Source organism: Candidatus Marithrix sp. Canyon 246, from assembly GCF_001723685.1.
In the GTDB taxonomy this organism is placed as follows: domain Bacteria; phylum Pseudomonadota; class Gammaproteobacteria; order Beggiatoales; family Beggiatoaceae; genus Marithrix.
The window spans coordinates 20,140-46,917 of record NZ_MCBX01000044.1 but is presented as its reverse complement, the minus strand read 5'-3'; the positions used below and the strand labels follow the sequence as shown (position 1 = coordinate 46,917).

Genomic DNA, 26,778 nt, shown 5'->3' with positions numbered 1-26,778 from the left:
GAAAAAATTTTCTACTATTATAGCATGAGGTTTACCTATGAAACAAATTGTACAAAACTACCGTACTGGCGAATTACAAGTCGAAGAAGTACCTGCTCCTAACTTACAATCAGACGGATTATTAGTCGCCACTGAATTTTCTCTAATCAGTGCTGGTACCGAAAAATCAACTGTTACAGTTGCTAAAAAAAATTTAGCTGGCAAGGCAATGGAACGACCTGATTTAGTTAAAAAAGTTATTACTCAGGTACAAAAAGATGGTTTAGCTGATACTATGAAAATGGTTTTTGGGCGACTCGATAAACCCGGAGCCTTGGGTTATAGTTGTGCCGGAATCGTAAAAGCAGTTGGTAATAATGTTACTGGTTTTTCAATTGGAGATCGAGTAGCATGTTCCGGACAAAACTATGCTTCTCATGCTGAATTAAATTTCATTCCAAAAAATTTATGCGTCAAAATTCCAGATGGAGTATCTTCAGAAGCAGCCGCTTATGTAGCATTAGGCTCAATTGCCTTACAAGGTGTGCGTCAAGCAGAACCTAAATTGGGAGAGTTTGTTGCCGTTATTGGCTTGGGTTTACTAGGTCAATTAGTAGTACAAATGTTAAAAGCCAATGGTTGCATTGTAATAGCAACAGATATTGATCCAAAAAAATTAGAATTAGCCAAAAAATTAGGTGCTGATCAAACAATTTTAGCTGAAGAATTAGAAAATGTAGTCACTAGTGTCACACAAAGTCATGGTGTTGATTCTGTCATCATAACAGCTAGCACCAAAGATAATACACCTATAGAAGTAGCTGGAGAAATATGTCGTAAAAAAGGTCGTGTTGTAATTGTTGGTGCAGTAGGTATGAATGTACCACGAGAATCTTATTATAAAAAAGAACTTGAGTTACGTCTATCAACCTCTTATGGCCCCGGACGCTATGATACTCAATATGAGGAACAAGGACAGGATTACCCTTACGCTTATGTTCGTTGGACAGAACAACGTAATATGATTGCATTTCTCAATTTAATTCAACAAGGAAAAATAGATGTCAAAAGCCTAACATCACATAGTTATGCAATTGAATCAGCGCAACAAGCCTATGAATTAATAATGAAGAATACCGAACCATATCTAGGAATATTATTATCTTATAACATAAACACATATAAAGATAAACACAAAATAAATATTATTGCTAATCAAAAAACAGAATTAGTAAATATTGGACTTATTGGTGCTGGCAATCATATTCAAGATAGATTATTACCACATTTAAAAAAATTAAATGATATTCAAATAAGTGCAGTTTGCACAGGAACAGGAATTAATAGTAAAGCACTAGCAAAAAAAATCAAAGCCTCTTATTGCACTAATGATTATAAAGATATTTTAAAAGATAAAAATATTAACGCAGTTTTAATTGGTACACGCCATAACAGTCATGGACAAATAACTCTAGAAGCTCTTGAAGCTGGAAAACATATATTTGTTGAGAAACCTCTATGTTTAACAGAAGAAGAATTAGAAAAGATAGCAGCAACTTATGCTGATAAAAGTTTGCAAATAATGGTCGGATTTAATCGCCGTTATTCTTCACATGGAAAAACAGCACAAACATTTTTTGCCGATCATAAAGAACCATTAGTAATGGCATTTAGAATCAACGCTGGAGCAATTCCAGAAGAACATTGGATTCAAGATCCAGAAATTGGAGGTGGGCGTATTATTGGAGAAGCTTGCCACTTTATAGATTATATGCAATTTATTTGTGGTGCCAAACCTGTTTCTGTTTATGCAAAACGAATTAGTCATCATAGCTCCGGTATTACAGATGATCAAAGTATTTTATCTTTAAGCTTTGCTGATGGTTCCATTGGAACAATTATTTACGCTGCTGGTGGAGATAAAGCTTTAGCTAAAGAACATTTTGAAGTATTTGGAGATGGCAAATCATTAGTAATGGAAGATTTTACTATTTCAGAATTCTATGAACGTGGTAAAAAAACTAGCTTTAAAACTCGTAAATGCGATAAAGGTTTTAAAGATGAAATGTTACAGTTTAAAAATATTATCCTGAATGGAGATTCAATTCCATTTGATGAAATTTATGCAACAACTAAAGCCAGTTTGTTAGCTGTTAAAAGTTTTCAAACCGGAAAAAGCTATAATATATAAATCAAGGTATCAGTTATGAAAAAATTCTTCTTTAGTATTATATTATTTTTAATAGTTATTGTTTCTACAATAGTTTTGAGCGAAATAACAATAAGAATATTTGCTCCACAAGCAATTGTTCCAAGATTTGTTGAAAGTGCCCCTTGGGGTATTCGGAAAGTCATTGCTAATGTAGATGCTATTCATAAAACAGATGAATATCATTATCGTTATAGAACTAATTATCAAGGATTTAGAGCTACAAAAGAATATAGTCTCAATCCTGAAGATGGAGTTTATCGAATTGTGGTTCAAGGAGATTCAGTGACTCTTGGTCATGGTGTCAAAGATAATGAAACTTTTTCTGCGGTGCTTGAGGATATGCTAAGAAAAAAAGGTATCAATGCTGAAGTTATTAATATAGGGGTTTCAGGTTTTGGTACAGCTGAGGAACTTATTCAGTTTGAGAATGTTGCTAAAAAATATAATCCTAATTTGATAATTCTAGCTTATTTTCAAAATGATGATAAAAATAATCATGTTTCTAAATTATACGAAGTAAAAGATGCTAAATTAGAACGAAAGTTGGAAACATTTCAACCGGGTATTTATTTAAGAGATAGAATTAGTGCAATACCTTTTTATAATTTTTTATCTCAAAATTCACATTTATTAACTTTTTTTAGAAATTATTTTAGTAGCTATATTTTGCGACAACTAAAAGAACAGATTCCTGAGAATGTTAAATCCAAAAAATCAAATGAAGAGGCTAGCCTGCTAACACAATTATTACTTAATAAGTATATAGAAAATGTTACCAAATCAGGTACCAATTTGATACTTCTTGACATTGTTGATAAACGCTTTCAAACAGATTTTCCTAAAAAGCAGCTTGTACTTAATGAACATACTAAAATAGTTGAAACATCTTCTAAATTTATAAGTGCTAAGGAAAATGGCATCAAATTATACTATGATGTTGATAGTCATCCTATAGCCGCCGGACATAAATTGATAGCGAAAATTCTTACTGAAAATATCCTTGATATTGAGAAATAAAGATTATGCCTAAATCAAATCAAAGAAATATCAACATTGATTTAACTAAAGGCGCACTAGTGATAGCAATGATATTTTATCATTGCACATTTAATATCTCTGCTCAATATTTATATATTGCACATAATATAACAGAAACACTAGAATTTTTACATTATGCCTTTTTGTTTATTTCAGGATATTTGTGTGGATTTCATTATTTACCTTTGTCAATAGTTGGTTCTTCTCATAAAGTTGGACAAAGGTTAAGAGTACGTGCTCTCAAAATATTTTTAATTTTTATTTTAGGCAATCTAACATTGTATGTTCTTGGCTTAACTTACTCTATTGACACTCTTTTAAAAGAAATTACATCATTTCATGATGTGGCAACAAATTTTATTTTAAACGTCAATGGTAGTTTTGCAGCATTTGAAGTTCTTTATTATATAGCTGCCTTTTTGTTTCTCATTTCATATATTCTTACTCCAATTCGCATACTGGTTTTTTGCGCTTTGATGGCTTTCATAGTATGGAATTTTTCCGAGCATCTTTTTTCATTCGTATTCATTGGTTCCGTTGGAATGTTATTAGGTTGGTTGAAAACCAGAGGAGTATTTCAAAAAATTGAGCAATTTTTAGAAGCTGGAAATGGCGTATTTCCAATTATACTATTCCTATTATTTCAGATATATAAGTCGAATATATATATCTTCTACCAAGAAAATACTCTCTTGGTATTGTTTATGCTTATATTAGAAACTTTATTATGGTTCGCTACCTTTATCAGTATTATAAAGTTACTGAAATGGTCATGGCTAACTAATATGTTAGTGATATTTGGAAAATACACCTTGTTTGCATACATAGTTCAAATGTTTTTAATTCGTATTGGAGCTGCTATTTTAGGAAAACTTGGTGATTACGATATTATCTTCTATACGGTTAATCTTTTAATAAGCACAATACTACTTTATATAGTAATTTTATTATTAGATAATTGGCGAAAGAATCAAATATTAGTGAATAATATATACAAACGGATTTTCTTATAATAAATGAACTTGCCTAAAAAACTTGCTTGGTATATAAAACGTTTTAGTGTAATGTCGCCTCATGATGTTTTACATCGTGTAGGTGAACAATTTACATTAAAAAAATTATATTTGAATTATTTATTCAATAAACGTAGCTATAGTTATTCGATTGAATCGTTTGCATTTTGTTCAAGTGCTAAATCTCGCCTTCCTATTCTGAAATGGAATTTTAATGCTGATGTATTAGAACTATCTGGTTCTAATACAGATCGCTGGCCCCGGAAATTCTTTAACTCAATTCCTTATCGAGATGGAAATCCTTATGGCGATATTCGCGTTGCTTGGGAGTCAGCGCGTTTACAGCACTTGATTGAAAATCAATCCTGTGAAAAGCAATTTTTATCTTGGGTCAAAGACAATCCTCCTTTATTAGGAATTCATTACATTTCAGTAATGGAATGCGGCTTACGTATTTTATCTGTTTGTTATGCCTTAGATAAAATGCGAGACAAATTAGAATCTCCAACTGAAACTTGGAATGCTTTGCTACAATTAGTAGAATCTCATGCGACGTTGATTGAAAAAAGACTGTCACTATATTCTTCTGCTGGTAATCATACCATAGCTGAATGTGTTGGATTAATTTATGCCGCTGTACTATTTCCTGAATTTAAAGCAGCTAAACGTTGGAAAAAAAAGGGCTTAAGCATTTTAGAACAAGAAGCAGCGCGACAAATTTTACCAGATGGCGGAGGATTAGAACAATCTTTTTGGTATTTACTATTCATTACTGATTTATGTGGTTTAACCATAAAATTATTAGAACATTATGATGAAGTGGTACCAATAAGTATTAATTCAGCTTATATTCGTGCAACAAAATTTCTCAATAGTTTTGCCAACTCTCCAAAAGAATTACCAAGTATTGGTGACACTGATAATGGTTATGCGCTCTCACCTTATTTAGATATTTCTTGGAATCATAATAGCTCCAATACTGTTTGCAAGACGTTTGATAATAGTGGCTATACTCTTATTCAAGGGAAAACCTTTAAATTGATTTTTGATCATGGATCATTAGGTATGTCACCATCTTATGGACATGGACATGCTGATGCTTTATCAATAATCTTACAAGTTGATGGTGAAAATATTTTAGTTGATCCCGGTACTTATAGTTATACAGGTAATTGGCGACATTATTTTCGTAGCACTAAAGCGCATAACACAATCAATATTGATAATCAGGATCAAGCCAGCCAAGAAACCGCTTTTATGTGGTCAAAACCATTTCAATGCCAATTAGTCCATAATGATGGTAAATTTTTACTTGCTAAGCATAATGGCTATCAATATATTTCTAATATTATTCATTGGCGCGGTATTATCTATTACCCTATTGGTATATTCATAATATGGGATCATATTACTGGAGAAGGTAGCCATAATATTGAATTAAATTGGCATTGTCGTTTACCTATTGATTTATCTATTGAAAGCAGTCAATCAATTCAAAACATTAAAACTTGGCAATCTAATTATTATGGACACAAACAACCTATTAATACCATTAGAGCATCAACTACCAATCAACTTCCTCAAACTTTAATAACTCGTATAAATTTAAATGCAGCGGCAGCAAAAATTAATATTAATGATGATATAGAAAAATTTCAGGAATGGATAACATGAAACCAAAACGAATAAATATACTAGGCACACCCGTAGATTGTGTAACAATGTCAACAGCTTTAGATTATGTAGAAGACATCATACTTAAAGCCAATAAGCCCTCCTCAATTCTGGCGATCAATCCTGAAAAAATCATAAAAGCTAAAAAAGAACCCTTACTATTGAAATCACTAAAGCAGGCAAAACTAGTAATTCCTGATGGAGTTGGTGTAGTATGGGCAGCGCGTTTATTAGGATTAGGCAAAATGAAACGTGTACCCGGTGCAGAACTTATGCCTGCAATATGTGAACGCGCAGCACAAAAAGGCTATAAACTCTTTTTGTTCGGCGGCAAAGCAGAAGTGAATGCACGAGCAGTCGCAGTATTACGAAAGCAATATCCCGGTATTCAAATAGTTGGTCATCATCATGGTTATGTATCAAAACAAGAAATGCCTAATTTAATTGAAAAAATTAATACTTCGGAAGCTGAAGTGTTATTTATTGCGCTAGGTAGCCCCACACAAGAACTTTGGATGGAGCAATATTTTCCGAAATTGAAAAATATTAAAGTTTGCCAAGGAGTAGGTGGAACCTTTGATGTAATAGCCGGTACAATACGACGTGCGCCGTTAATATTTCGTCAATTGTCATTAGAATGGCTATACCGTTTAATATCACAACCACGTCGTTTTTTTCGGCAAGTCGCATTACCCAAATTTGTTTATAAAATTTTTGTATGCAGACTTACCCAATAACTATTTACGTAGCTTTGCTGTTTCTTCAGCAAGCTTTTTAACTTCAGCAGCATCAATAGGATGAGATTTACGATATTGTTGCTGCTTAATACGAATATCAGCTAAATGTTTATCAATATTTTTAGCATTGATTAACACTCCAAAATCTTCAGCTATTTTAGCTTCAAACACGCTATTCAATACTATATTTCCAAGTTCTTGTTTATAATGAGAAGATTCCCAATACCATTTCATATTATCTGTTATAGTTTCAGTAGTATAAGCATTATAACCACTAAAATCCCATAATGGAAATGGTTGTTTGCCATATTTTTTCGCCTGCTGTTCATTTATAGTTACTACTTCTCGTTTCCATTGTTCAAATTTAGACCATAAACCTACTGCGTGCAGAGCTTCCCAAAGACGAGCATGTGATGGAGATATAAGCATACGTAAATCAATCTTATCACGATAGGCAATATCAAGTAATTTACGTAAATTATCAAAACTTGATTGCCCGGTTTCTGGAGCAAAAAATTGATAATTATGGGGACGTTTATACCATGTTTTATTCATATGTTTTTTCTCAACCTTACGAAATAGTTTTCGTAGTCCACCTAATAGTTGAATCTTTTCAAGATTCTGATTAGCTTCTAAATCATTTTCATTAAATAATATTTGGATGCTGTCGTTAAGTGTATCAATAGAACCTAACATGAGAAATTTTTTATAACTAGAAAACTGGGAATTTATATTTCCATTAGCTGTTGTAATGAAACTTGACTCATCAAACCCCTGTTTGCCTTTTTGATCAAAGGCATTAAACATAAGAAAATCAAGTCCTAATACAACTCGCTTTTGAGCTTCTAATGCATGAGCATGTTGAAAGTAGCGTAATGTTTCATACATATTAGTACCATGATGAGCAAGATTATAAACTTCTTGACAATCCCATCCTGGATGATTTGAATTTAAGCCATATATACTACGAGATGATCCCAAAATAATACAATTTGGTTTTTGTTTATAAATATTCCAAGCATTTGCCATGCGTAATTTGCCAGCTGATATTGATTTGAATTTATTGATTCCTTTTATCTCAAGACTATGATAAAATCCATAAGGATTCATAAACCAATTAAAACTCACAATAGTTATAATAGCTGTAGCCATTAATATCACAGATATTTTTAAATAAGATTTTGATTTATTCATATTAAAATTGAAAATATAAAAATTCAGACATACGAGTTAAATTGAGTATGGTGTAAATACTCAATGTTGTGATACTGATTGCCCAAATAGGTGAAGGTTTCCATTGTGATTTCATAAACTCTTGAGTGTTTGGAAAGTACCAAACCAAAATCAGTAGTAAAAATAAATCTTTTACTTCTTCAAAGCCTTTAAAGAAGTTCATAGGCATAAATAACCATCCTTGAGCCACTAAATAATTTCCTAGTCCAGCAATATGGTTGAAAGAAGCTAAATAATGTTCAGGTAATGCAAACCCATTGATGCCTATCATGCCAGATAATATATTAATTGCAGCATCAAAGCTTTCAGCTCGAAAAAATACCCAAGCAACAACAATTGCTATAAAAGTAATCAGTTGCGACAAACCACGCCCCCACCAACTGGAACGGCTAAGATCATGACCTAATGCACTACGTACTGTATGCCAAGCATGATTAATCATCAGATAAAAACCATGTAAGGCTCCCCATACAACAAAAGTCCATCCAGCACCATGCCATAAACCTCCTAACAACATAGTAATCATAAGATTTAAATAGCGTCGCATTTTACCTTTGCGACTACCTCCTAATGGAATGTATAAATAATCACGCAGAAAACGAGAAAGTGTAATATGCCAACGTCGCCAGAATTCAATTATATTGACAGCTTTATAAGGAGAATGAAAATTAAGCGGCAAACGAACCCCAAACATTCTGGCAATCCCTATTGCCATATCAGAATAACCAGAAAAATCAAAATACAATTGAAAAGTATAAGCTAATGCGCCTCCCCATGCCTCAAAAAAAGTAAGCGCAACACCTTGTTCAGCCGCTGCAAATACTGGAGTTGCATAAATAGCTATTCCATCAGCTAGAACCACTTTTTTAAATAATCCTAGAAAGAAGATTGTAAGACCAACCGCTAAATGTTCATGATTCAATTTATAAATTGTATTTTTGGCAAATTGAGGTAACATTTCTCGGTGATGAACAATTGGTCCAGCTATTAGTTGCGGAAAAAATGTTACAAATAGGCAATAATGAAGAAACTTATATTCCTTAGTTTCACCTTTATAGGCATCGACTAGATAAGTAATTTATTGAAAAGTAAAAAAGGAAATAGCTAAAGGTAAGAGAATAGTTTCTAAATGATAATTAGTTCCAGTAAGTTGATTTAAGTTATCGACAAAGAAATTGGCATATTTAAAATATCCTAATAGAAATAAATTAACCCCAATACCAAAAGTTAGAGTGAGTTTATGAGTTTTGTTAGCTAAAGCAACGCCGATTGCATAATTAAACAGAATGGAAATTAACATTAACCCAAGATAAGCCGGATTCCACCAAGCATAAAAAAACAAAGATGCTCCTACTAGCCATGCAATGGCGATTCTATGATGTCCCTTGCCACCTATACTAAAAAATATGATTAAGCTAATAGGTAAAAATAAAAATATAAACTCATAAGAATTAAATAGCATTATTAAAAATTCCACAAAAATCTAAAACTATTTTGTCCTGAATTTCCAATGCTAAAAATTCTCTATGTTTTACTAAAAATACAATAATATCAGCTTGTTCAATTGCTTCTTTATAATTATATAATTTCAATTTATCATGATGTTTTATATTTGGTTCTACTGCTAATATATCTAATTGTAAAGATTTAGCAATATATAATGCAGGTGATTCTCTTAAATCATCAATATCAGGCTTAAAAGCTAAACCCATACACGCAATTTTAGGTTTTTTATTTTGTTCTAATTCAAAGGCTAAAGCTGTTGATTTAATCTTTTCAATTACCCAATCAGCTTTATAATCATTTACTTCACGAGCTGTTTTAATTAATTTAGCTTGTTTTGGATCACTAGCTACCAGAAACCAAGGATCAACAGCAATACAATGTCCACCAACACCACAACTTGGTTGTAAAATATTAACGCGAGGATGACGATTAGCTAATTTTATTACTTCATGCACATTAATGTTGTGAACATCACTTAATATAGATAATTCATTAGCAAAAGCTATATTTACATCTCGATAACTATTTTCTACCAATTTACTCATTTCAGCAGTATTGCTATCAGTTTCCAAAACTTCACCGCGCACAAATGTCTGATAAAATTCCTTAACCTTTTGTGTTGAAGCAGCATTAAATCCACCTACTATTCGATCATTTTCTATCAATTCCACCATAATTTTGCCCGGTAATACTCGTTCAGGGCAATAAGCTAAAAATATTTGTTCAACATCAACACCAGCTCTTTTTAAAGTTTCATAAATTTGCGCGGTAGTACCAACTGGTGAAGTAGATTCTAAAATTACAATATCACCGGGTTTAATATAAGGGACAATTGCTTCAGTAGCCGCTAAAACATATTCCAAATTAGGTTCTGGAATATCACCACCATTCACATAAAAAGGTGTTGGTACACATAACATAAAAATATCAGCCGCTTGTGGCTGAGTATAAGCTTTTAATTTGCCAGAACATACTGCTGATTTTACAAAATTAGCCAAATCAGGTTCAACTATATGAATCTTACCCTGATTAATGATATCTACTGCTGTAGAATTAACATCAACTCCAATTATTTCATAACCAGTATTAGCTAATAAAGCAGCAGTAGGTAAACCGATATAACCCAATCCAACAACACAAATCTTTTTATCTTTCATAGTTATTTTCCTTTAAAGCATTAACAATACGGGCGCAAGCATGACCATCTCCATAAGGATTATGTGCTTTTGACATGCGAGCATACAATTTATCTTGCTGAAGCAAATTTAATACCTCTGTTACAATAGTTTCAGATTTAGTACCTACCAATTTAACTGTACCTGCTTCTACCGCTTCTGGTCGTTCAGTTGTATCACGCATGACCAAGACAGGTTTACCTAGACTAGGTGCCTCTTCTTGAATACCACCACTATCTGTTAAGACCAAATATGCGTGACTCATAAGATATAAAAAAGGTTCATAATCCAATGGTTCTATTAGATGAATATTGCTGACTCCGTTTAAAAGGCGTTGTACTGGTTCACGAACATTAGGATTTAAGTGCATGGGATAAATAATATGTACATTTGGTTGCAGTTCAGCAATTTGTTTCAAAGCAAAGCAAATATTTTCAAAGCCATTACCAAAATTTTCTCTACGATGACCTGTGACTAAAATAAATCTTTTTCTCTCCAAGTCTATATTCAATACGTTTGCCATCTGTATTTCTAACTGCTTACGACGCAGTGGTTCTGTCTTAATTCGTGCCAATACCCACTGTAAAGCATCAATAACAGTATTACCAGTAACTACTATTTGTTTGGCAGGAATATTTTCTTGCAACAAATTTTGCTGACTAGAGATTGTAGGAGCAAAATGATAATTAGCAATTTTAGAAGTTAATTGGCGGTTTAATTCCTCTGGATAAGGAGAATACTGATTATAAGTTCTCAAACCTGCTTCTACATGCCCAACAGGAATACGATGATAAAATGCTGCTAGAGAGGCAGTGAATGTAGTTGTAGTATCGCCATGTACCAACACCCTGTCTGGTTTATATTGTTGCAAAACATTTTTCAGTTTTAAGAACATAGCGGCAGTCATATCGCAAAGAGTTTGATTAGGCTGCATAATATCCAAATCAAAATCAGCTTGAATATCAAAGATATTCAATACAGAATCCAACATTTGTCGATGTTGTGCTGTGATACAAGTAGAAGTAACAAAATTACTTGAATTAGCTTCAAAGGCTTTCACTAAAGGAGCCATTTTAATAGCTTCCGGGCGAGTGCCGAAAATAAATAGAATTTTTTTCATATTAATATTAGTCAATTATATAATTATAATACTTGATAAAAAAGCATAAAATATTCCAACATAATCTCTTATAAATTAAGGTATGATTTATGCTTTTTATGTAAGAAAAACATTTATAAAATCAGCATATAAATTTATGAATAAACAAGCATTTATTATTACAATTGATACAGAAGGTGACAATCTATGGCAACAGCCACGCGAAATTACCACTAAAAACGCAGCATTTCTACCTAGATTTCAATCACTTTGTGAACGCTATGGTTTTAAACCTACATATTTAACCAACTATGAAATGGCTCAATCTGAGCAATTTGTTGAATTTGGCAAAGATGTGCTTCATCGTGGCACAGGAGAAATTGGTATGCACCTTCATGCTTGGAATTCTCCACCTCTGATTCCACTCACCAGTGATGACTTTAAATATCATCCATTTTTGATTGATTATCCAGAATCAATAATGCGCGATAAAATCGCATTTATGACGGATTTATTAGAAGATAAATTTCAAACCAAAATGATTAGTCATCGCGCTGGAAGATGGAGTTTTAATGATATTTATGCTCGACTATTGATCGAACAAGGATATTGCGTAGATTGTTCTGTTACACCTCATGTATCATGGAAAACAACTTTAGGTGATCCAAATGGAGCTGGAGGTACTGATTTTTCTGAATATCCTGAAAGTGCTTATTTGATTGAAAATAAATTACTTGAATTACCAATGACGATTATAAATCACAATCGTTCACAACTAATTAACAAACTATCAGAACTACCAAAAATTGGACGCTTTATACGACATAAATTGCCTCAAAGAACATGGCTACGCCCTAATAGACGCAACCTAAAAGCAATGTTAAAACTTGTAAAACAAGCAGCAGTAGAAAAACGTCCATACATTGAATTTATGCTTCATTCATCAGAATTCATGCCCGGCGGTAGTCCAAATTTTGTAAATGAATCACAGATTGAAAAATTATATCAAGATATGGAACAATTATTTAATCTAATACAACAAAAATGTTTTGTTGGAATGACACTAAAAGATTACTATAAACAGGTAACATGATAATGAAACCTATCGGGCATATTGCCACTGGCTCCATAATTCAACAGATTTTATCTATCATAATTTTTATTATTCTGACTCGTCATCTTGGTGCAGAAGGATATGGGATGGTTGCAGCCGCTTTAGCATTAGCAACTTCTATCTATAACTTTAGCAATGTCTGGATGGCACCTTATATGATAAGAGCAGGGGCAAAACAAGTATTTCATTATAATAAGCTTGGAGATGTCTATGTTACAACTGGTGTTATATCGTTTATCCTAATGGTCTTAGGATTAATAATAGTCATTCTTTTAGAAAGCTTCAAGATTATAAACCTCAATATTTATGCTGATCTACCTTTATTAATGATGCTGTTGTCAGGTTTATTTTTCTTGAACTTATTCAGAATAGGTCTCCAATCAACTCAATCCTTTCGTGGATATGGATACTCACTATGGATGGATAAAATATTTTACTTAGCCGCCATTATAATACTGTTTTTTTACTGGCAATTAGAGAGCAAAAGTGCATTATACGGCAATGCTGTTGCCATGTTGTTAATCGGTATATTAGGGCTGCTTTATTTTGCTAAAACCCATATCAGCCTTAAGATAAAGTCTTTTTGTTGGCGTGAGTTTTTTAAAACAACAAGTCCTGTATTGTTAGCGACTATTGCACTTTACTTCTCTTCGCCTCCCTTTGTGATCCTGCTTGCGGGCAATTTATCTGGACTAGAGCAAGCAGGGTTTGTCAGTGTCGCGTTTGTGTTATTTGGATTTTTTTTACAACCTATACAATGGATAACACCAACTCTGTTACCAAAATTTACAATAGCAATAGAATCTGGCAACGAAGAAATATTACAGGAAAAAATTGATAAAGTGGTTTTCCCTTTCATTATTTTCTACAGTATTGCTGTAGTAGCGTTTATTATGATTACCCTCTCAACACCACTTATTCCTTATATGATTGGCGAAGATTTTCGTCAGGGTATTCCGGTTATTGTTGTAATTATTGGCACTGTTGTTGCTGAAGTTTTTCATCTGTTAGTTATTTCGATGCTGTATGCTCGCCATCAAGAAACACTAATTCTTATTGCAACCGTTGCACGTAGTCTGTCTTTTTTATTGATAGCTATATTTTCAGCTGATTCACAACTGCTAATTATTGGTTTTTTAGTGAGTTCTTGGATTTTCGTTGCCGTGGAAATATGGGCATTGAGGGACTTAGTATCTTGGAAAATAAGGTTCACAATATTGATACTTTTTGGATTATTTATAACACTCTCTTTTTTGATTTTTATGACAGCTAATCAAACAGTATTGTCTGCTTGTGCTTTTATTTTGCTTATACTAGGAATAATGGCATTTGAACATCGAGTATTGTTTTGGAATTATGCACGAAAAGCAGTGGGACAACCTGCGATATAAACTGCTCATAAATGCCAATTAAATTTAATTACAACTAATTATACGAGGATTTATATATGAACCAAAACACTACCATAGACTTCTATACATCAATTAATCACAAAAGTTGGTGAAATGCCAAGAGAGTTAAAATGTATATGGATGATGAGGATATCCAAACACCAGAACAAAACTATATAGGTATGGATTATTCTCCATAAATGGTTGAATGCTGTCGTCAACGGTTTCCAGACATTGAATTTATGGAAGGAAATGCTTGTGATCTCAGGCGTTTCCATGATGGGAATTTTTATATCGTATTTTTGTCTTACAATGGCATTGATTATGTATCTATCTCATAAAGATAGGCTTCGCATTCTTTCAGAGATCTATAGAGTACTTAAAGATGGAGGATTTTTTATTTTTTCAAGTCATAATCTTGATGCAGATCGGCGATCCGCTTGGTATTTTCATAACCTGAGATTGTCTTATAATCCGTTTCGTTCTCTGTGGCGAATTTTAAGGCATTTTATAGCCTTAGTTAACCATCTACGACAAAAATGCACGATGTTTATGGCGATAACTATGCCATCATTAATGATCAAGGATTTAAATCATGCTTATATTAAAAATTAAAAAAGGTCCTTTTACCTCTAATATTAAATGGTTTTGTCCACGCCCTCGGATAAGAGAAGCATTTGGATTTTTTGAATATAGACAGAGTCTATATCAAAAACCAGTATTAGGTTTTCACTATGATAGTTTCTACACAATCCAGATTGATCTAACTAGCGATGAAAAAACTCTACTAGCTAATTGTAGAAAAAATACCCGCTATGAAATAAATCGTGCGCGACGAGAAGGTGTGAAGTTTCAGATAGGAAATGATATTGATGAATTTATAAAATTCTACAATGAATTCGCCCTTTCCAAAAATATGGCACAAATATCAAACTCAGATTTAAAACTATTTACCCCCAAACTTTATATCACAAAAGCACTATATCAAGAACAAATTCTTGTTATGCATACCTATTTGTTTGATGATGATATAAAACGTGTACGTTTACTTCATAGCGCATCCTTATTTCGTAATTGTGATGATTCCATAAAGCATCAAATTATCGGACGTGCTAATCGCTTTTTACATTTTGAAGACATGTTATATTTTAAAAAGATAGGTGTCAAGGTTTATGATTTTGGAGGCTACGCAGTAGATGATATTAATGAGGAACGTGAAAAAATCAATCAATTTAAAAAAGGTTTTGGTGGAAAGATAGTTAAAGAACCGAACTATTATTCTTATCCTCTTTACCTTTATTTATGTATGTTTTAAAAAACTATTTAATAAATCATGAAACAATTTATAAAACAAATATTTTTTATTACTTTAGAATTTTTTTTAGTAAACAAACTATTCAGGTATTTAAATAGAGGAAAAATAAAAGTATTACTTTACCATAATATAGTAAGTTCAGAACAAAAAACATTATTTAGTAATGCAATCACAGAAAACATATTTCGTAAACAAATAACATATTTACAAAAAAACTACAATTTTATCAGTTTATCTCAGCAAGGTAAATGGCATCATATTTCCAAGGTAAAAGTCAATGTCTTACTTACTTTTGATGATGGCTTTATTAATAATTATGAAATTGTATTGCCAATTTTACAGGAATTTGGAATTCAAGCATCTTTTTTCCTAATTACCAAATGTCTTGAAGAAAGTAATGTACCTTCATTTATTCAAAATCCAGAAAGCCATCAAGAATTTAGAACTATTAATATTAATCAAGCTAAATATATGCTAAAACAAGGAATGAATATTGGTTCACATAGCCTATATCACAATGACAATTCCAAATTGTCTGTAAAAGATTCTGTACAGAATGCAGAGCAATCAAAACAATCTCTTGAAAAAATGCTTGAAACTCCAGTTGAATGTTTTGCCTTTCCTTGGGGATTTTATAGAGAAGAACAAATTGAACCAATAAAAAAAACATTTAGTCGTATCTTTACAGTCAAACATGGTTTTAACTTCAAGGAAGATCAGATTCTTAATAGGAATGAAGTAGATGGTCTTTACCACTTATATGCTACAGCTTCAGGTGCATTAGATTACTTTAAAAAACAATGAAAATTCTTCATATCATCGAATCTCTTCCCATAGGGGGTGCTGAACAAGTACTAATTAATTTGGTACCAAAATTATGTGATCGCGGTTTGAATTGTGAAGTTGCTGCTTTATGGTCACCTTATACTTTAGCATCTAAATTAGAATCACAAAATATTCAAGTACATCGTTTGAATATACCTTCTCGTTGGTCTCTTATAGAGGCAAACTTTAAGCTAAATAAGTTATTACGTAAAAAACAGTATGACATAATACATGCACATTTGTTTTTTTCAGAATTTTATACAGCTCTTACTTATCCATTGTTTCCATCAGCGCGTAGAGTAGTTTCTTTTCATAATTTAGCTTATGCAAGCTATCCTGCGAATACCTTGTGGAAAAAAAATCGTAAGCAAATGCATAGTTTTCTTATTCGTAACTGTATAGATGCTCAAATAGGAGTGAGTACTGCTGTTGCAGAACATTATGCGGCTCATTTGAAATTAAAAAATGTAAATGTCATTCATAATGGATTTCCAATTGATGAATTATATCCTTCAGCAACATTGAACAAAAAAGAAATACAAGCGCGTTATAACATTCATAGTCATGAATTTGTCATTATTGTACCCGGGCGGTTGGTTCCTGAAAAAGATCATGCTGTCTTATTACAAACCATTAAGATTCTAAAACAGAAAAATTTATGTCCTAAAGTACTTATTTTTGGTGAAGGTCCATTGAAAGATTGGCTTTATCAAAAAATACTTAAAGAACAATTATTAGAACAAGTAATTGTGCATAAGCCTATACCTCACCAAGAATTAATGCGCGTAGTGCAAGCAGCGGATATTTTTGTTTTACCTTCAATATATGAAGGATTTGGATTAGCTCATGCTGAAGCTATGGCTATGGCAAAACCAGTAATTGCTACTCGCGTTGGTGGATTAACAGATTTGATTGAAAATGATGTTTCTGGAATATTAGTACCACCAAAAGATGCAGATTCATTAGCGAATGCAATTGCACAATTGATGAAGGATGATTATAAAAGAGAACAATTAGGACAAGCGGCTCGTAAAAGGATCGAAACTTGTTTTAGTGCGAATGTTATTGCTGATCATTATGTTAATTTTTATAACAAAATTCTTACTAATCAACAAAAATAATTATGGCACGTGTACTTTATATCACCTATGATGGTTTATTAGAACCTTTAGGACAATCACAAGTTCTACAATACTTAAAAAAACTTGCAGAATCTCACGAAATTACACTATTAAGTTATGAAAAAGCAGCAGATTGGAAGAATATATCTAAGTTAGAAGGTATTAGATGGATCCCTCTACGTTATCATAAAAGTCCAACAGCTTTGGCAACTAGCTATGATTTGCTCAGGGGTTTGTTTGTATGTACTTATCTAAGTATTCGTTATCGCATACAAATTGTTCACGCTAGAAGTTATGTTCCTTCCGTTCTTGCCTTGGCATTGAAACGAATTTTTAAGAAACGTTTTATATTTGATATGCGTGGTTTTTGGGCTGATGAGAAAAGAGATACAGATACTTGGCAGCCTAATTCGCGTATTTATAGAGTTTCAAAGTGGTTTGAAAAGCAGTTTTTAACTAATGCTGATGTAGTGGTTTCACTCACTCATGCTGGTGTTTCTACTATGAAACAATTTCCTTATCTGAAGGATAGTTTGCCTCGTTTTGAAGTTATTTCTACTTGTACTAATCTGGAGTTATTTCGTCCTATTCCTCAACAGAATAACAAGTTATTTACTTTGGGATATGTTGGAACAACCACTAATTGGTATATTTTTGATCCTGTAATCGAGTGTTTTAAGATTTTATTACAAATCCGTCCAAATAGCCGCTTTTTAATTATCAATAAGGGTGAACATGAATATATTAAAGAACGTTTAAACGCTCATGCGATTTCAAAAGATCAAGTAGAACTCAGAACAGCAGAATATAGTGAAGTGCCACTATTAATGTCTGAAATGGATGCTAGTATTTTTTTTATTAAACCTGTGTTTTCTAAATTGGCATCAGCACCTACTAAATTAGGAGAATTTCTAGGGTGTGGTATTCCTTGCATAGTTAATGCAGGGGTTGGAGATATGGGTAAAATTTTGAATGAAGAAAATGTTGGTATTGTTATAGATGAATTTTCCTCCCAAGAACTCGAAAAAGCAGTATTAAAATTAATTAAATTAATTGAACAATCTCAAATTCAGACACAATGTATTACAGTTGCATCTAAATATTTCTCTTTAGATGAAGGCTTTAAGAAGTATAATCAAATTTATAATTCACTGCTTTTGGACTAAGAATTGCTATTAAATGATTCATTTAATTCTGTTTGAGGTCCATGAATGTTATTTAATTCTTACGCCTTTATTTTTATTTTTCTACCTGTAACACTTCTGGTATTTTTTAGTATAGGTAATAAAGGATATCATCGTATAGCTATTGCTTGGTTGGTAGCTGCATCATTATTTTTCTATGGTTGGTGGAATCCTGCTTATCTGAGTTTGATCTTAGGGTCTATTTTATTTAATTATGCGGTAGGTGTTGCTTTGAGTAATTTACAAGCGCAATCTACCGCTAGTAATTTAACCAAAATCATCCTATTTTTGGGTATCTTAGTCAACCTTTTGCTGCTAGCTTATTTCAAATATGCTAACTTTTTCGTTGACAATCTTAATAATTTAAGCGGCAGTAATTTTCATCTACACACGATTATTCTGCCATTAGCCCTTTCTTTTTTTACCTTTCAACAAATTGCCTACCTAGTTGATGCCTATAAAGGCGAAACTAGCGAATATAATTTCCTTCATTATTGTCTATTTGTTACCTTCTTTCCGCAACTAATAGCTGGACCAATTGTTCATCATCGTGAAATGTTGCCACAGTTTGCTAAAAATACAATTTTTAAATTAAATCATCAACATTTGGCTGTTGGTTTAACGATATTTTTTCTGGGTTTATTTAAAAAAGTAGTTTTGGCAGATGGTGTAGCAGTTTATGCTACACCAGTTTTTGCAGCCGCTGAACAGGGTGTTATGCTAACTTTTTTTGAAGCATGGGCTGGTGCTTTAGCTTATACCTTCCAATTGTATTTTGATTTTTCTGGCTATTCTGATATGGCGATTGGGATTGCTAGAATGTTTGGCGTTCGTTTACCACTTAACTTTCATTCTCCTTATAAATCAGTAAATATCATTGAATTTTGGCGACATTGGCATATAACTCTTTCTCGTTTTCTTAGAGATTATTTGTATATTCCTTTGGGCGGCAATCGCAAAGGCAAGTTTCGGCGTTATATTAATTTGATGATAACGATGTTACTTGGAGGATTATGGCATGGTGCTGGTTGGACTTTTGTTATGTGGGGAGCTTTGCATGGTTTTTATTTAATAATTAATCATGTTTGGCGGGCATTACGTCGCGCTTTGGGACATGATATGAATCGTTCTAGTTGGTGGGGGCGGAGCTTGTCTCTATTGATTACATTTATGGCTATTGTAGTAGCTTGGGTATTTTTTAGAGCAGAAAGTTTTACCGGTGCCATCAATATATTGCAAGGAATGAGTGGTGTCAATGGCTTTTATTTGAATGCTGAATGGCTATCTCAATTAGGCTCATTAGGAGTTTATTTACAAGAACTAGGTATTGTTTTTGCGCCAATGGCTATGAATTTTAATAAATTCTGGATTATGAGTATCCTATTAGTTTGGTTTATTGCTTGGTTTATGCCAAATACCCAACAATTGTTATCGCGTTATGAACCAGCTATTTATAGTGGAGAGATAAAAGGATGGAAATACTTACAATGGCAGCCTTCACTAATTTGGACGCTTAGTATTGCTATTGTTGCGACAGTTGCGATACTTAATTTAACTCGTATCAGTGAATTTTTGTATTTTAATTTTTAGGATAGTGGCAGTAATGAAAAACTCAAAAAATTACATAAAAGAATTGCTAATTTTAATAGTAATTTTTGTTATAAGTAGCGCGAGCTTCAATTGGATTATGAATCCTTATGGGATATTTAACAGTCCAGAAATTGAAAAAATAAATCAGCTCAAACCAGAATTTTTTACTCATTTGCGTCTTGCAAAAGCATGGGCTGTTTATAAACATAAACCAGATGGTATTATTTTAGGGAGTTCTCGCAGCGAATTTGGTTTAGATCCTAATCATTCTGAATGGAATACTCAATCTGTTTATAATCTTGGTCTAAGTGGTGCCAATATGTATGAGGTATTAAGGTATTTTCAACATGCTCATACAATTAAGCCTCAAAAACAAGTTATATTAGGTGTTGATTTTTTTATGTTTAATATATTTGCATCAAATCATGCTGATTTTGATGAATCTAATTTAGCTATGAATCCTAAGTTTTATAGCGCGAATAAATTATTTACTCTTATTTCCATTGACACGATTTGGTCAAGCATAAAAACACTGCTTAAACAAACAGAAGTAAAATTTTCCTATTTGTCTAATGGGCAACTACATTGGACTAATTATATTAGAACTGTCCGTAAACAAGGCGGACACACACAATTCTTTCTTTTAACTGAGGAAGAGCATATGAACAACACATGGCTTAATAAACCACGAAAACAATATAGTTTTGTTCATCCAAAAACAGGAGAATCCACTCTTAAATATTTTTGCCGTTTTCTTGAGATAGCCTATCGTGATGATGTTGATTTACGCCTACTTATTTCACCATCTCACGCTCGTCTATGGGAAGCATTATATTCTGTAGGTTTATGGCCACAGTTTGAACAATGGAAACGAGAAATGGTACGAATCAATGCAGAACAAGCGAATAAATATGGTAAAACACCATTTCCACTTTGGGATTTTAGTGGTTATAACAGCTTTACCACTGAAAAAGTTCCGCTTTTAGGAGATACAAATACAGAAATGAAATGGTATTGGGAAGCTTCCCATTATAACAAAATACTCGGAGATTTGGTCTTATATCGCATATTTGGCGAACATACCACAGCAAATGATTTTGGAAAATTGCTTGAATCTAAAAATATTGAGCAACAACTAGCTAAAATAAGAATTGAACAGCAAGATTATCGTGTATCTGTTGATCACTAGAAAAAACGGTACTTAAATTGCTTTAACTATATATATTCAGGTGTTCTGTTTGAACTTATCAAACTAATGATCAAATAATAATGAAATGAAAATACTTTTTTTAACCAGATATGATAGCAAAGGAGCAAGTAGTCGTTACCGCTTTTTACAGTATATCCCCTATTTAAAAGCAGCAGGATTTGAATGTATAGTATCGCCGCTATTTGATAACAAATATTTAAACAATTTATATAGCTGTAAGCAAAATAATTTTATTAATTTATTTATTTATATAATACGTAGATTATCTGTATTAGTAACTACAAATAAATTTGATTTTGTAGTCTTAGAAAAGGAAGTAATTCCCTTTGCACCTGCGTTTTTAGAACAATTTTTAAACTTAATGAGAGTACCTTACATAGTTGACTATGATGATGCTATATTTCATCAATATGATTGTCATACAAATCTGATAGTACGAACTATATTAAGGAAAAAGATTGCTGTTGTAATGCGTAATGCACGACTAGTGATTGCCGGTAATAATTATATTGCGAAATATGCACAGCAAGCTGGTGCTAAGCAGGTGGAAATAATTCCAACAGTAATTGATATTACTAAATATTCATTAAGAGAAAGCAAAAAAAATGATGTTTTTAAGATTGTATGGATTGGTTCACCTAGTACATATCAACATGTAGAAGCTATTTTGCCTGCATTAGCTAAAATCTGTAATAGTAAATTGTTATTGATTGGTGCTGGTAAAAGAGAATTTAATGAATCTTGGATCGAAGTCCGCTCTTGGTCTGAAGTGAGTGAAATTAAAGATATTCAATCCGCTGATGTTGGTATTATGCCGCTACCAGATACAGCTTGGGCGCGTGGCAAATGTGGTTTTAAATTAATTCAATATATGGCTTGTGGTTTACCAGTTGTGGCTTCGCCAGTTGGTGTCAACGCTGAAATTGTTGAACATGGTAAAAATGGTTTTTTGGCTTCAAGCATAGAGGATTGGGTAAGTTCTTTAAAAAAATTATACAATAATAAAAGTTTACGTACTAGCATGGGAAAATGCGGTAGAAAAAAAGTAGAGGATCATTATTGTTTGCAGGTAACTGCACCGCGTATTGTAGAGTTATTTTATGATGGATGACTATTTAGTTGGATTATTTTGGGCATTAGTTTTAGGTGCCAGTATTCTTTTATGGCCTATTTCCTTTGTAGATAAGCGTGCATTATTAAATGTTTGGGGAGTAAAAATTTTTACTACTCTTGGTGTTATGTTAGCTTATGAGAGTCGTTATGAAGGGCAACTAGATGCAGTAAGATATTATCAGGAATCGGCGATGGGCGGTTTTGCTTGGGAAAATTTTGAGTTTGGTGAAGGAACAACTAATATTTTTAATTTTCTAAGCGTATATAACATGATTTTACCTGATTCCTATCATGCTATGAAAGTTACTTTTGCTATGGTAGGAATGATTGCAGTATATATATTCTATCGGGCAGCGGTCCTGTTTCTACAACGCGATGATATTCGTGTTTTTTATGCCCTAGCTTTGTATCCAACTATATTGTTCTGGTCATCAATTCTTGGAAAAGATCCTCTAATTCTGTTAGGTGTATCATTCTACACATATGGTGTAGTGGGTTGGCGAAAATTTGGAACAATCCAGTATTTATTGTGGGGCGCATTCGGACTATGGTTTAGTGCATTTATGCGACTTTGGTATGGACCTATATTATTAGCACCTTTAATAGTATTTGTCATTAATAAAAACAATGGTATAACTAAAAATTTAATATTTATCACGCTTATAGTAGGAAGCTTTGTAGTTACATTGACTTTATTTGCTGAACGATTTTCAATAGCAAATACTCAAGATATTCTTGCTCAAACAAATCAAATATCTAAAAATTTTTCTGCTGGGGGTTCTGCACAAGCTGTTAATACTTTTAATTCGCCAGCTCAGTTATTGGCATTTATGCCTATAGGCATGTTTACAGCCTTATTCCGACCATTACCGGGAGAAATTTTAAATCCTTTTGGTTTGATAGCTGGATTTGAAAATTTATTTGTATTGTGGTTGTTGGTAATAGCTATTAAACAAATTTCAATAAAGGATTTGCAAGAACCACTAATTTTGTGGGCTATAGCATTAATAATAATATGGGCTGCAATATATGCTTTTGTATCGTCTGGAAATTTAGGTACTGCGGTACGTTATAGGTTATCAATGTTACCAATATTATTATCATTATTACTTTATCTTTATTTTAAATCTAGTTATGAAATAAAAAAGAAATTTCAGGATTCAAAATTATTAAAGCATAAAAAAGTAATTTTAAAATTTAAAACTTAAAAATAAAAAAATATATGAACTTTGAAGGTGATTTTTATGTGTGGATTTGCTGGTTTTATTAGCGTTGAAGCTGGTAATTTAAAAGATAACTTAATGAATATGATCCAAACTTTAGCGCATAGAGGACCGGATGATCAAGACATTTGGTTGGAGGCTGGAGTGGGGTTAGCTCATCGACGTTTATCTATTCTTGATTTGTCTCCTGATGGAAGACAGCCTATGTTGTCTCCTTCCGGGCGTTATGTAATTGTTTATAACGGTGAAGTTTATAATTTTAAAGATATCCGTTCTCAATTAGCAGGTATTGCATGGCGTGGGCATTCAGATACTGAAGTTATTTTAGCGGCTATTGAGACGTGGGGACTTGAAGCCGCTTTACAAAAATTTATTGGTATGTTTGCCTTTGCATTGTGGGATAAACATACACAAACTATGCATTTAGTGAGGGATCGACTTGGTATAAAGCCTCTTTATTATGGTTGGTCTGGAAAAACTTTTTTATTTGGTTCTGAATTAAAAGCATTAGCTGCTTGGCCAAAGTTTAAAGAATCTATTAATCGCAATGCACTAGCACTGTATTTAACACATAACTATGTTCCAGCACCATATTCTATTTATGACAATATTTATAAATTGCCTCAAGGACATTTGATCAGTATCAGAGCTGATGATATAAATCCTCAACCTAAAGCTTATTGGTCAGCACAAAATGTTATAGCTTTTAATGGTAGTTCAGAAGAAGCAATGGAACAATTGGAATTTTTGTTAAAAGATTCTATTCGTTTACGTATGATATCAGATGTTCCTTTAGGAGCATTTCTTTCAGGTGGTATAGATTCTTCTACAGTAGTTGCTTTGATGCAGAGTATGAGTTCTAATCCTGTGCGTACTTTTTCTATCGGTTTTAATGAGGAAGGATATAATGAGGCTAAAGATGCTAAAGAAGTGGCGCGACATTTACAGACAGAACATACTGAATATTATGTAACTGCTAATGAGGCGATGCAAGTAATTCCCAAATTATCAACTATATATGATGAACCGTTCGCGGCTTCTTCCCAAATTCCAATGTATTTAGTATCGCAACTGGCAAAACAAGATGTTACTGTTGCTTTATCTGGAGATGGGGGGGATGAGTTATTTGCTGGTTATAATCGCTATATATGGGCTAATAAAATTTGGAAGAAAAGTCATAGAACCCCGCGTTATTTGCGACAAGTAATAGCTGCTATGATTAAGTCTTTACCTCCACATGCTTGGGATAGGTTTTTTAAGTTGTTTGCATTTAAACATGCTTTACCAACTGATAAGGTATATAAAATTGCTAATGTACTAGGATCTAAGACGGATAATGATGTATATCGTAATTTAGTTTCTCATTGGGATGATGTTGAGTCTGTGGTATTAGGTGTTAAGGAAGAGAATTTGAATAATAATTTGATTGCTGATCAAATTCCTAATTTTACGGAGCGCATGATGTTTCTTGATTTAATGACTTATTTACCGGATGAAGTACTAGTTAAAGTAGATAGAGCTACTATGGCTACAGGTTTAGAAGCTAGAGTACCGTTACTAGATCACCGAGTGGTAGAATTTGCATGGCAATTACCTTTATCTTTTAAGTTGAAAGATGGTCAAGGTAAATATTTATTGCGGCAAATATTATATAAATATGTACCCAAACAATTAATTGAACGTCCTAAAATGGGTTTTAGCGTTCCAATTGATAAATGGCTTCGAGATTCATTACGTGATTGGGCTGAAGAATTATTGAATCCTGAACGTTTAAAAGCTGAAGGCTTTTTTAATGAATCAGTTATTCAAAAAAAGTGGATTGAGCATGTTTCTGGTAAAAGGAATTGGCATAATCAATTATGGGGCATTTTGATGTTTCAAGCTTGGTATAGCGGGAGAACAAGATGAAAGTTTTGTTGTTTGCCAATACAGATTGGTATCTGTATAACTTTCGATTACCTTTAGCAAACTATTTGAAAGATCAAGGTTTAGATATTGTATTAGTTTCACCTGCTGGTTCTTATAGTAGCCGTTTAAAAGCTAAAGGTTTTCGTTGGGTTCCAGTCAATATGGAACGTCGTAGTTTAAATTTTTGGACAGAGTTTAAATTATTAATTCATCTTACAAAATTATATGCTAAGGAATCTCCAGATTTAGTTCATAATTTTACTCTTAAATGTGTTATTTATGGTTCAATAGCGGCGCGTTTAGCAGGTATTCAGCGACAGATCAATGCAATCACTGGCTTGGGTCATATATTTACAAGTAATAATTCATTAGCTAATTTATTACGTCCATTTGTTAGTATGCTGCTTCGTATCATATTACATGGTTCTAAAAGTCGTTTAATCTTACAAAATCATGATGATTATCAAATTTTTACTCAAAATGGTTTATCTAAGCCTGAAACAACACGTTTAATTCGTGGATCTGGTGTAGATACTGAAAAATTTAAACAGCTTACTGTAACTCATAATGGTAAATTTAAAGTTCTTTTAGCTACTCGTTTATTATGGGAAAAAGGAGTTGGAGAGTATATTGAAGCTGCAAGACTATGTAATCATGATGCTATAGAATTTTGGCTAGCAGGATCACCTGATGATGGTAATCCTGCTTCAGTATCCCAACAACAGGTTATAGCATGGCAAACTGAAGGAGTTATTAACTTTATTGGTCATATAGAAAATATAGAAACCATATTAACTCAAATTGATTTAGTAGTTTTGCCCAGTTATAGAGAAGGAGTACCTCGTATTTTGTTAGAAGCGGCTGCTTGTGGTTTGCCAATTGTTACTACTGATGTTCCGGGTTGTCGTGAAATTGTTGTAGATGGTGTAAATGGTTTGTTAGTTCCTTGTAAAGATTATATTGCTCTTGCTAAAGCGATTCAATATATGAAAGAGAATTTTTCAGAACGAGTACGGATGGGGGCTGCTGGTAGAGAAAAGGTTGTTAAGGAGTTTGCTCAAAATATTGTTTTGAAAAATACTTTTGAAGTGTATAAAGAATTGTTGTAGTAATAGTAT

At 32.7% G+C, this 26,778-nt stretch carries 22 protein-coding genes; 17 read left to right on the top strand and 5 right to left on the bottom strand.

The window, feature by feature from the left end; genetic code table 11:
- Positions 1 to 37: 37 nt before the first annotated feature.
- From BHU68_RS15315 to BHU68_RS15295, 5 genes are read left to right on the top strand one after another with little or no spacing between them, the layout of a single operon-like run.
- Complete coding sequence (locus BHU68_RS15315) at positions 38 to 2,170, top strand: bi-domain-containing oxidoreductase (protein ID WP_069472154.1); 2,133 nt, start codon at positions 38 to 40, stop codon at positions 2,168 to 2,170.
- A gap of 15 nt (positions 2,171 to 2,185) precedes the next feature.
- Complete coding sequence (locus BHU68_RS15310) at positions 2,186 to 3,208, top strand: SGNH/GDSL hydrolase family protein (RefSeq protein WP_069472153.1); 1,023 nt, start codon at positions 2,186 to 2,188, stop codon at positions 3,206 to 3,208.
- 5 nt (positions 3,209 to 3,213) lie between these two features.
- The gene (locus BHU68_RS15305) at positions 3,214 to 4,242 is read left to right on the top strand and encodes a hypothetical protein (protein WP_069472152.1); all 1,029 of its coding nucleotides are present in this window, start codon (positions 3,214 to 3,216) and stop codon (positions 4,240 to 4,242) included.
- A 3-nt stretch (positions 4,243 to 4,245) separates the two neighbouring features.
- Positions 4,246 to 5,916, top strand: coding sequence for an alginate lyase family protein (locus tag BHU68_RS15300; RefSeq protein WP_069472151.1), 1,671 nt, complete (start codon positions 4,246 to 4,248; stop codon positions 5,914 to 5,916).
- Positions 5,913 to 6,653: a WecB/TagA/CpsF family glycosyltransferase gene (locus BHU68_RS15295; RefSeq protein ID WP_069472150.1), complete on the top strand. Its 741-nt coding sequence runs from the start codon at positions 5,913 to 5,915 to the stop codon at positions 6,651 to 6,653. Before BHU68_RS15300 ends, BHU68_RS15295 begins: the two co-directional genes overlap by 4 nt.
- Here BHU68_RS15295 and BHU68_RS15290 read toward each other — a convergent pair whose 3' ends face one another.
- The 5 genes from BHU68_RS15290 to wecB are packed head-to-tail and all read right to left on the bottom strand — an operon-like array spanning position 6,654 to position 11,687.
- Positions 6,654 to 7,847, bottom strand: coding sequence for a hypothetical protein (locus BHU68_RS15290; RefSeq protein ID WP_069472149.1), 1,194 nt, complete (start codon positions 7,845 to 7,847; stop codon positions 6,654 to 6,656). It lies immediately after the preceding gene.
- A 1-nt stretch (position 7,848) separates the two neighbouring features.
- The gene (locus tag BHU68_RS15285; protein WP_253180910.1) at positions 7,849 to 8,964 is read right to left on the bottom strand and encodes an MBOAT family O-acyltransferase; all 1,116 of its coding nucleotides are present in this window, start codon (positions 8,962 to 8,964) and stop codon (positions 7,849 to 7,851) included.
- Positions 8,965 to 9,348 carry a hypothetical protein gene (locus tag BHU68_RS17960; protein WP_253180909.1) on the bottom strand — a complete coding sequence of 128 codons (384 nt, stop codon included), beginning with the start codon at positions 9,346 to 9,348 and terminating at the stop codon, positions 8,965 to 8,967. It lies immediately after the preceding gene.
- Positions 9,338 to 10,549, bottom strand: coding sequence for a UDP-N-acetyl-D-mannosamine dehydrogenase (wecC, locus tag BHU68_RS15280; protein ID WP_069472148.1), 1,212 nt, complete (start codon positions 10,547 to 10,549; stop codon positions 9,338 to 9,340). The genes BHU68_RS17960 and wecC overlap by 11 nt, the downstream gene beginning before the upstream one ends.
- Complete coding sequence (gene wecB / locus BHU68_RS15275; RefSeq protein ID WP_069472147.1) at positions 10,539 to 11,687, bottom strand: non-hydrolyzing UDP-N-acetylglucosamine 2-epimerase; 1,149 nt, start codon at positions 11,685 to 11,687, stop codon at positions 10,539 to 10,541. Before wecB ends, wecC begins: the two co-directional genes overlap by 11 nt.
- 136 nt (positions 11,688 to 11,823) lie before the next feature.
- On the opposite strand from wecB, the gene BHU68_RS15270 reads away from it, so the two are divergent.
- The 12 genes from BHU68_RS15270 (at position 11,824) to BHU68_RS15210 (ending at position 26,769) form a co-directional block, all read left to right on the top strand.
- Positions 11,824 to 12,759 (top strand): polysaccharide deacetylase family protein, encoded by a 936-nt coding sequence (locus BHU68_RS15270; RefSeq protein ID WP_069472318.1) that lies wholly within the window; start codon positions 11,824 to 11,826, stop codon positions 12,757 to 12,759.
- 2 nt (positions 12,760 to 12,761) lie between these two features.
- Positions 12,762 to 14,171, top strand: a complete 1,410-nt coding sequence (locus BHU68_RS15265; RefSeq protein WP_069472146.1) for a lipopolysaccharide biosynthesis protein — start codon at positions 12,762 to 12,764, stop codon at positions 14,169 to 14,171.
- Positions 14,172 to 14,766: 595 nt separating this feature from the next.
- Complete coding sequence (locus BHU68_RS15255; RefSeq protein WP_069472144.1) at positions 14,767 to 15,486, top strand: hypothetical protein; 720 nt, start codon at positions 14,767 to 14,769, stop codon at positions 15,484 to 15,486.
- 18 nt (positions 15,487 to 15,504) lie between these two features.
- Positions 15,505 to 16,290: a polysaccharide deacetylase family protein gene (locus tag BHU68_RS15250; protein ID WP_069472143.1), complete on the top strand. Its 786-nt coding sequence runs from the start codon at positions 15,505 to 15,507 to the stop codon at positions 16,288 to 16,290.
- Positions 16,287 to 17,432 carry a glycosyltransferase family 4 protein gene (locus BHU68_RS15245; protein ID WP_069472142.1) on the top strand — a complete coding sequence of 382 codons (1,146 nt, stop codon included), beginning with the start codon at positions 16,287 to 16,289 and terminating at the stop codon, positions 17,430 to 17,432. Before BHU68_RS15250 ends, BHU68_RS15245 begins: the two co-directional genes overlap by 4 nt.
- 2 nt (positions 17,433 to 17,434) lie before the next feature.
- Complete coding sequence (locus tag BHU68_RS15240) at positions 17,435 to 18,598, top strand: glycosyltransferase (protein ID WP_216092575.1); 1,164 nt, start codon at positions 17,435 to 17,437, stop codon at positions 18,596 to 18,598.
- Positions 18,599 to 18,643: 45 nt separating this feature from the next.
- Positions 18,644 to 20,206 carry an MBOAT family O-acyltransferase gene (locus tag BHU68_RS15235; protein WP_069472140.1) on the top strand — a complete coding sequence of 521 codons (1,563 nt, stop codon included), beginning with the start codon at positions 18,644 to 18,646 and terminating at the stop codon, positions 20,204 to 20,206.
- A 13-nt stretch (positions 20,207 to 20,219) separates the two neighbouring features.
- Complete coding sequence (locus tag BHU68_RS15230; protein WP_069472139.1) at positions 20,220 to 21,395, top strand: hypothetical protein; 1,176 nt, start codon at positions 20,220 to 20,222, stop codon at positions 21,393 to 21,395.
- Positions 21,396 to 21,480: 85 nt separating this feature from the next.
- Positions 21,481 to 22,527: a glycosyltransferase family 4 protein gene (locus BHU68_RS15225; RefSeq protein ID WP_069472138.1), complete on the top strand. Its 1,047-nt coding sequence runs from the start codon at positions 21,481 to 21,483 to the stop codon at positions 22,525 to 22,527.
- The gene (locus BHU68_RS15220; RefSeq protein ID WP_141698793.1) at positions 22,517 to 23,737 is read left to right on the top strand and encodes a hypothetical protein; all 1,221 of its coding nucleotides are present in this window, start codon (positions 22,517 to 22,519) and stop codon (positions 23,735 to 23,737) included. Before BHU68_RS15225 ends, BHU68_RS15220 begins: the two co-directional genes overlap by 11 nt.
- 36 nt (positions 23,738 to 23,773) lie before the next feature.
- Complete coding sequence (asnB, locus tag BHU68_RS15215; protein WP_069472136.1) at positions 23,774 to 25,660, top strand: asparagine synthase (glutamine-hydrolyzing); 1,887 nt, start codon at positions 23,774 to 23,776, stop codon at positions 25,658 to 25,660.
- Positions 25,657 to 26,769, top strand: coding sequence for a glycosyltransferase family 4 protein (locus BHU68_RS15210; protein ID WP_069472135.1), 1,113 nt, complete (start codon positions 25,657 to 25,659; stop codon positions 26,767 to 26,769). The genes asnB and BHU68_RS15210 overlap by 4 nt, the downstream gene beginning before the upstream one ends.
- The last annotated feature ends 9 nt before the right edge of the window (positions 26,770 to 26,778 follow it).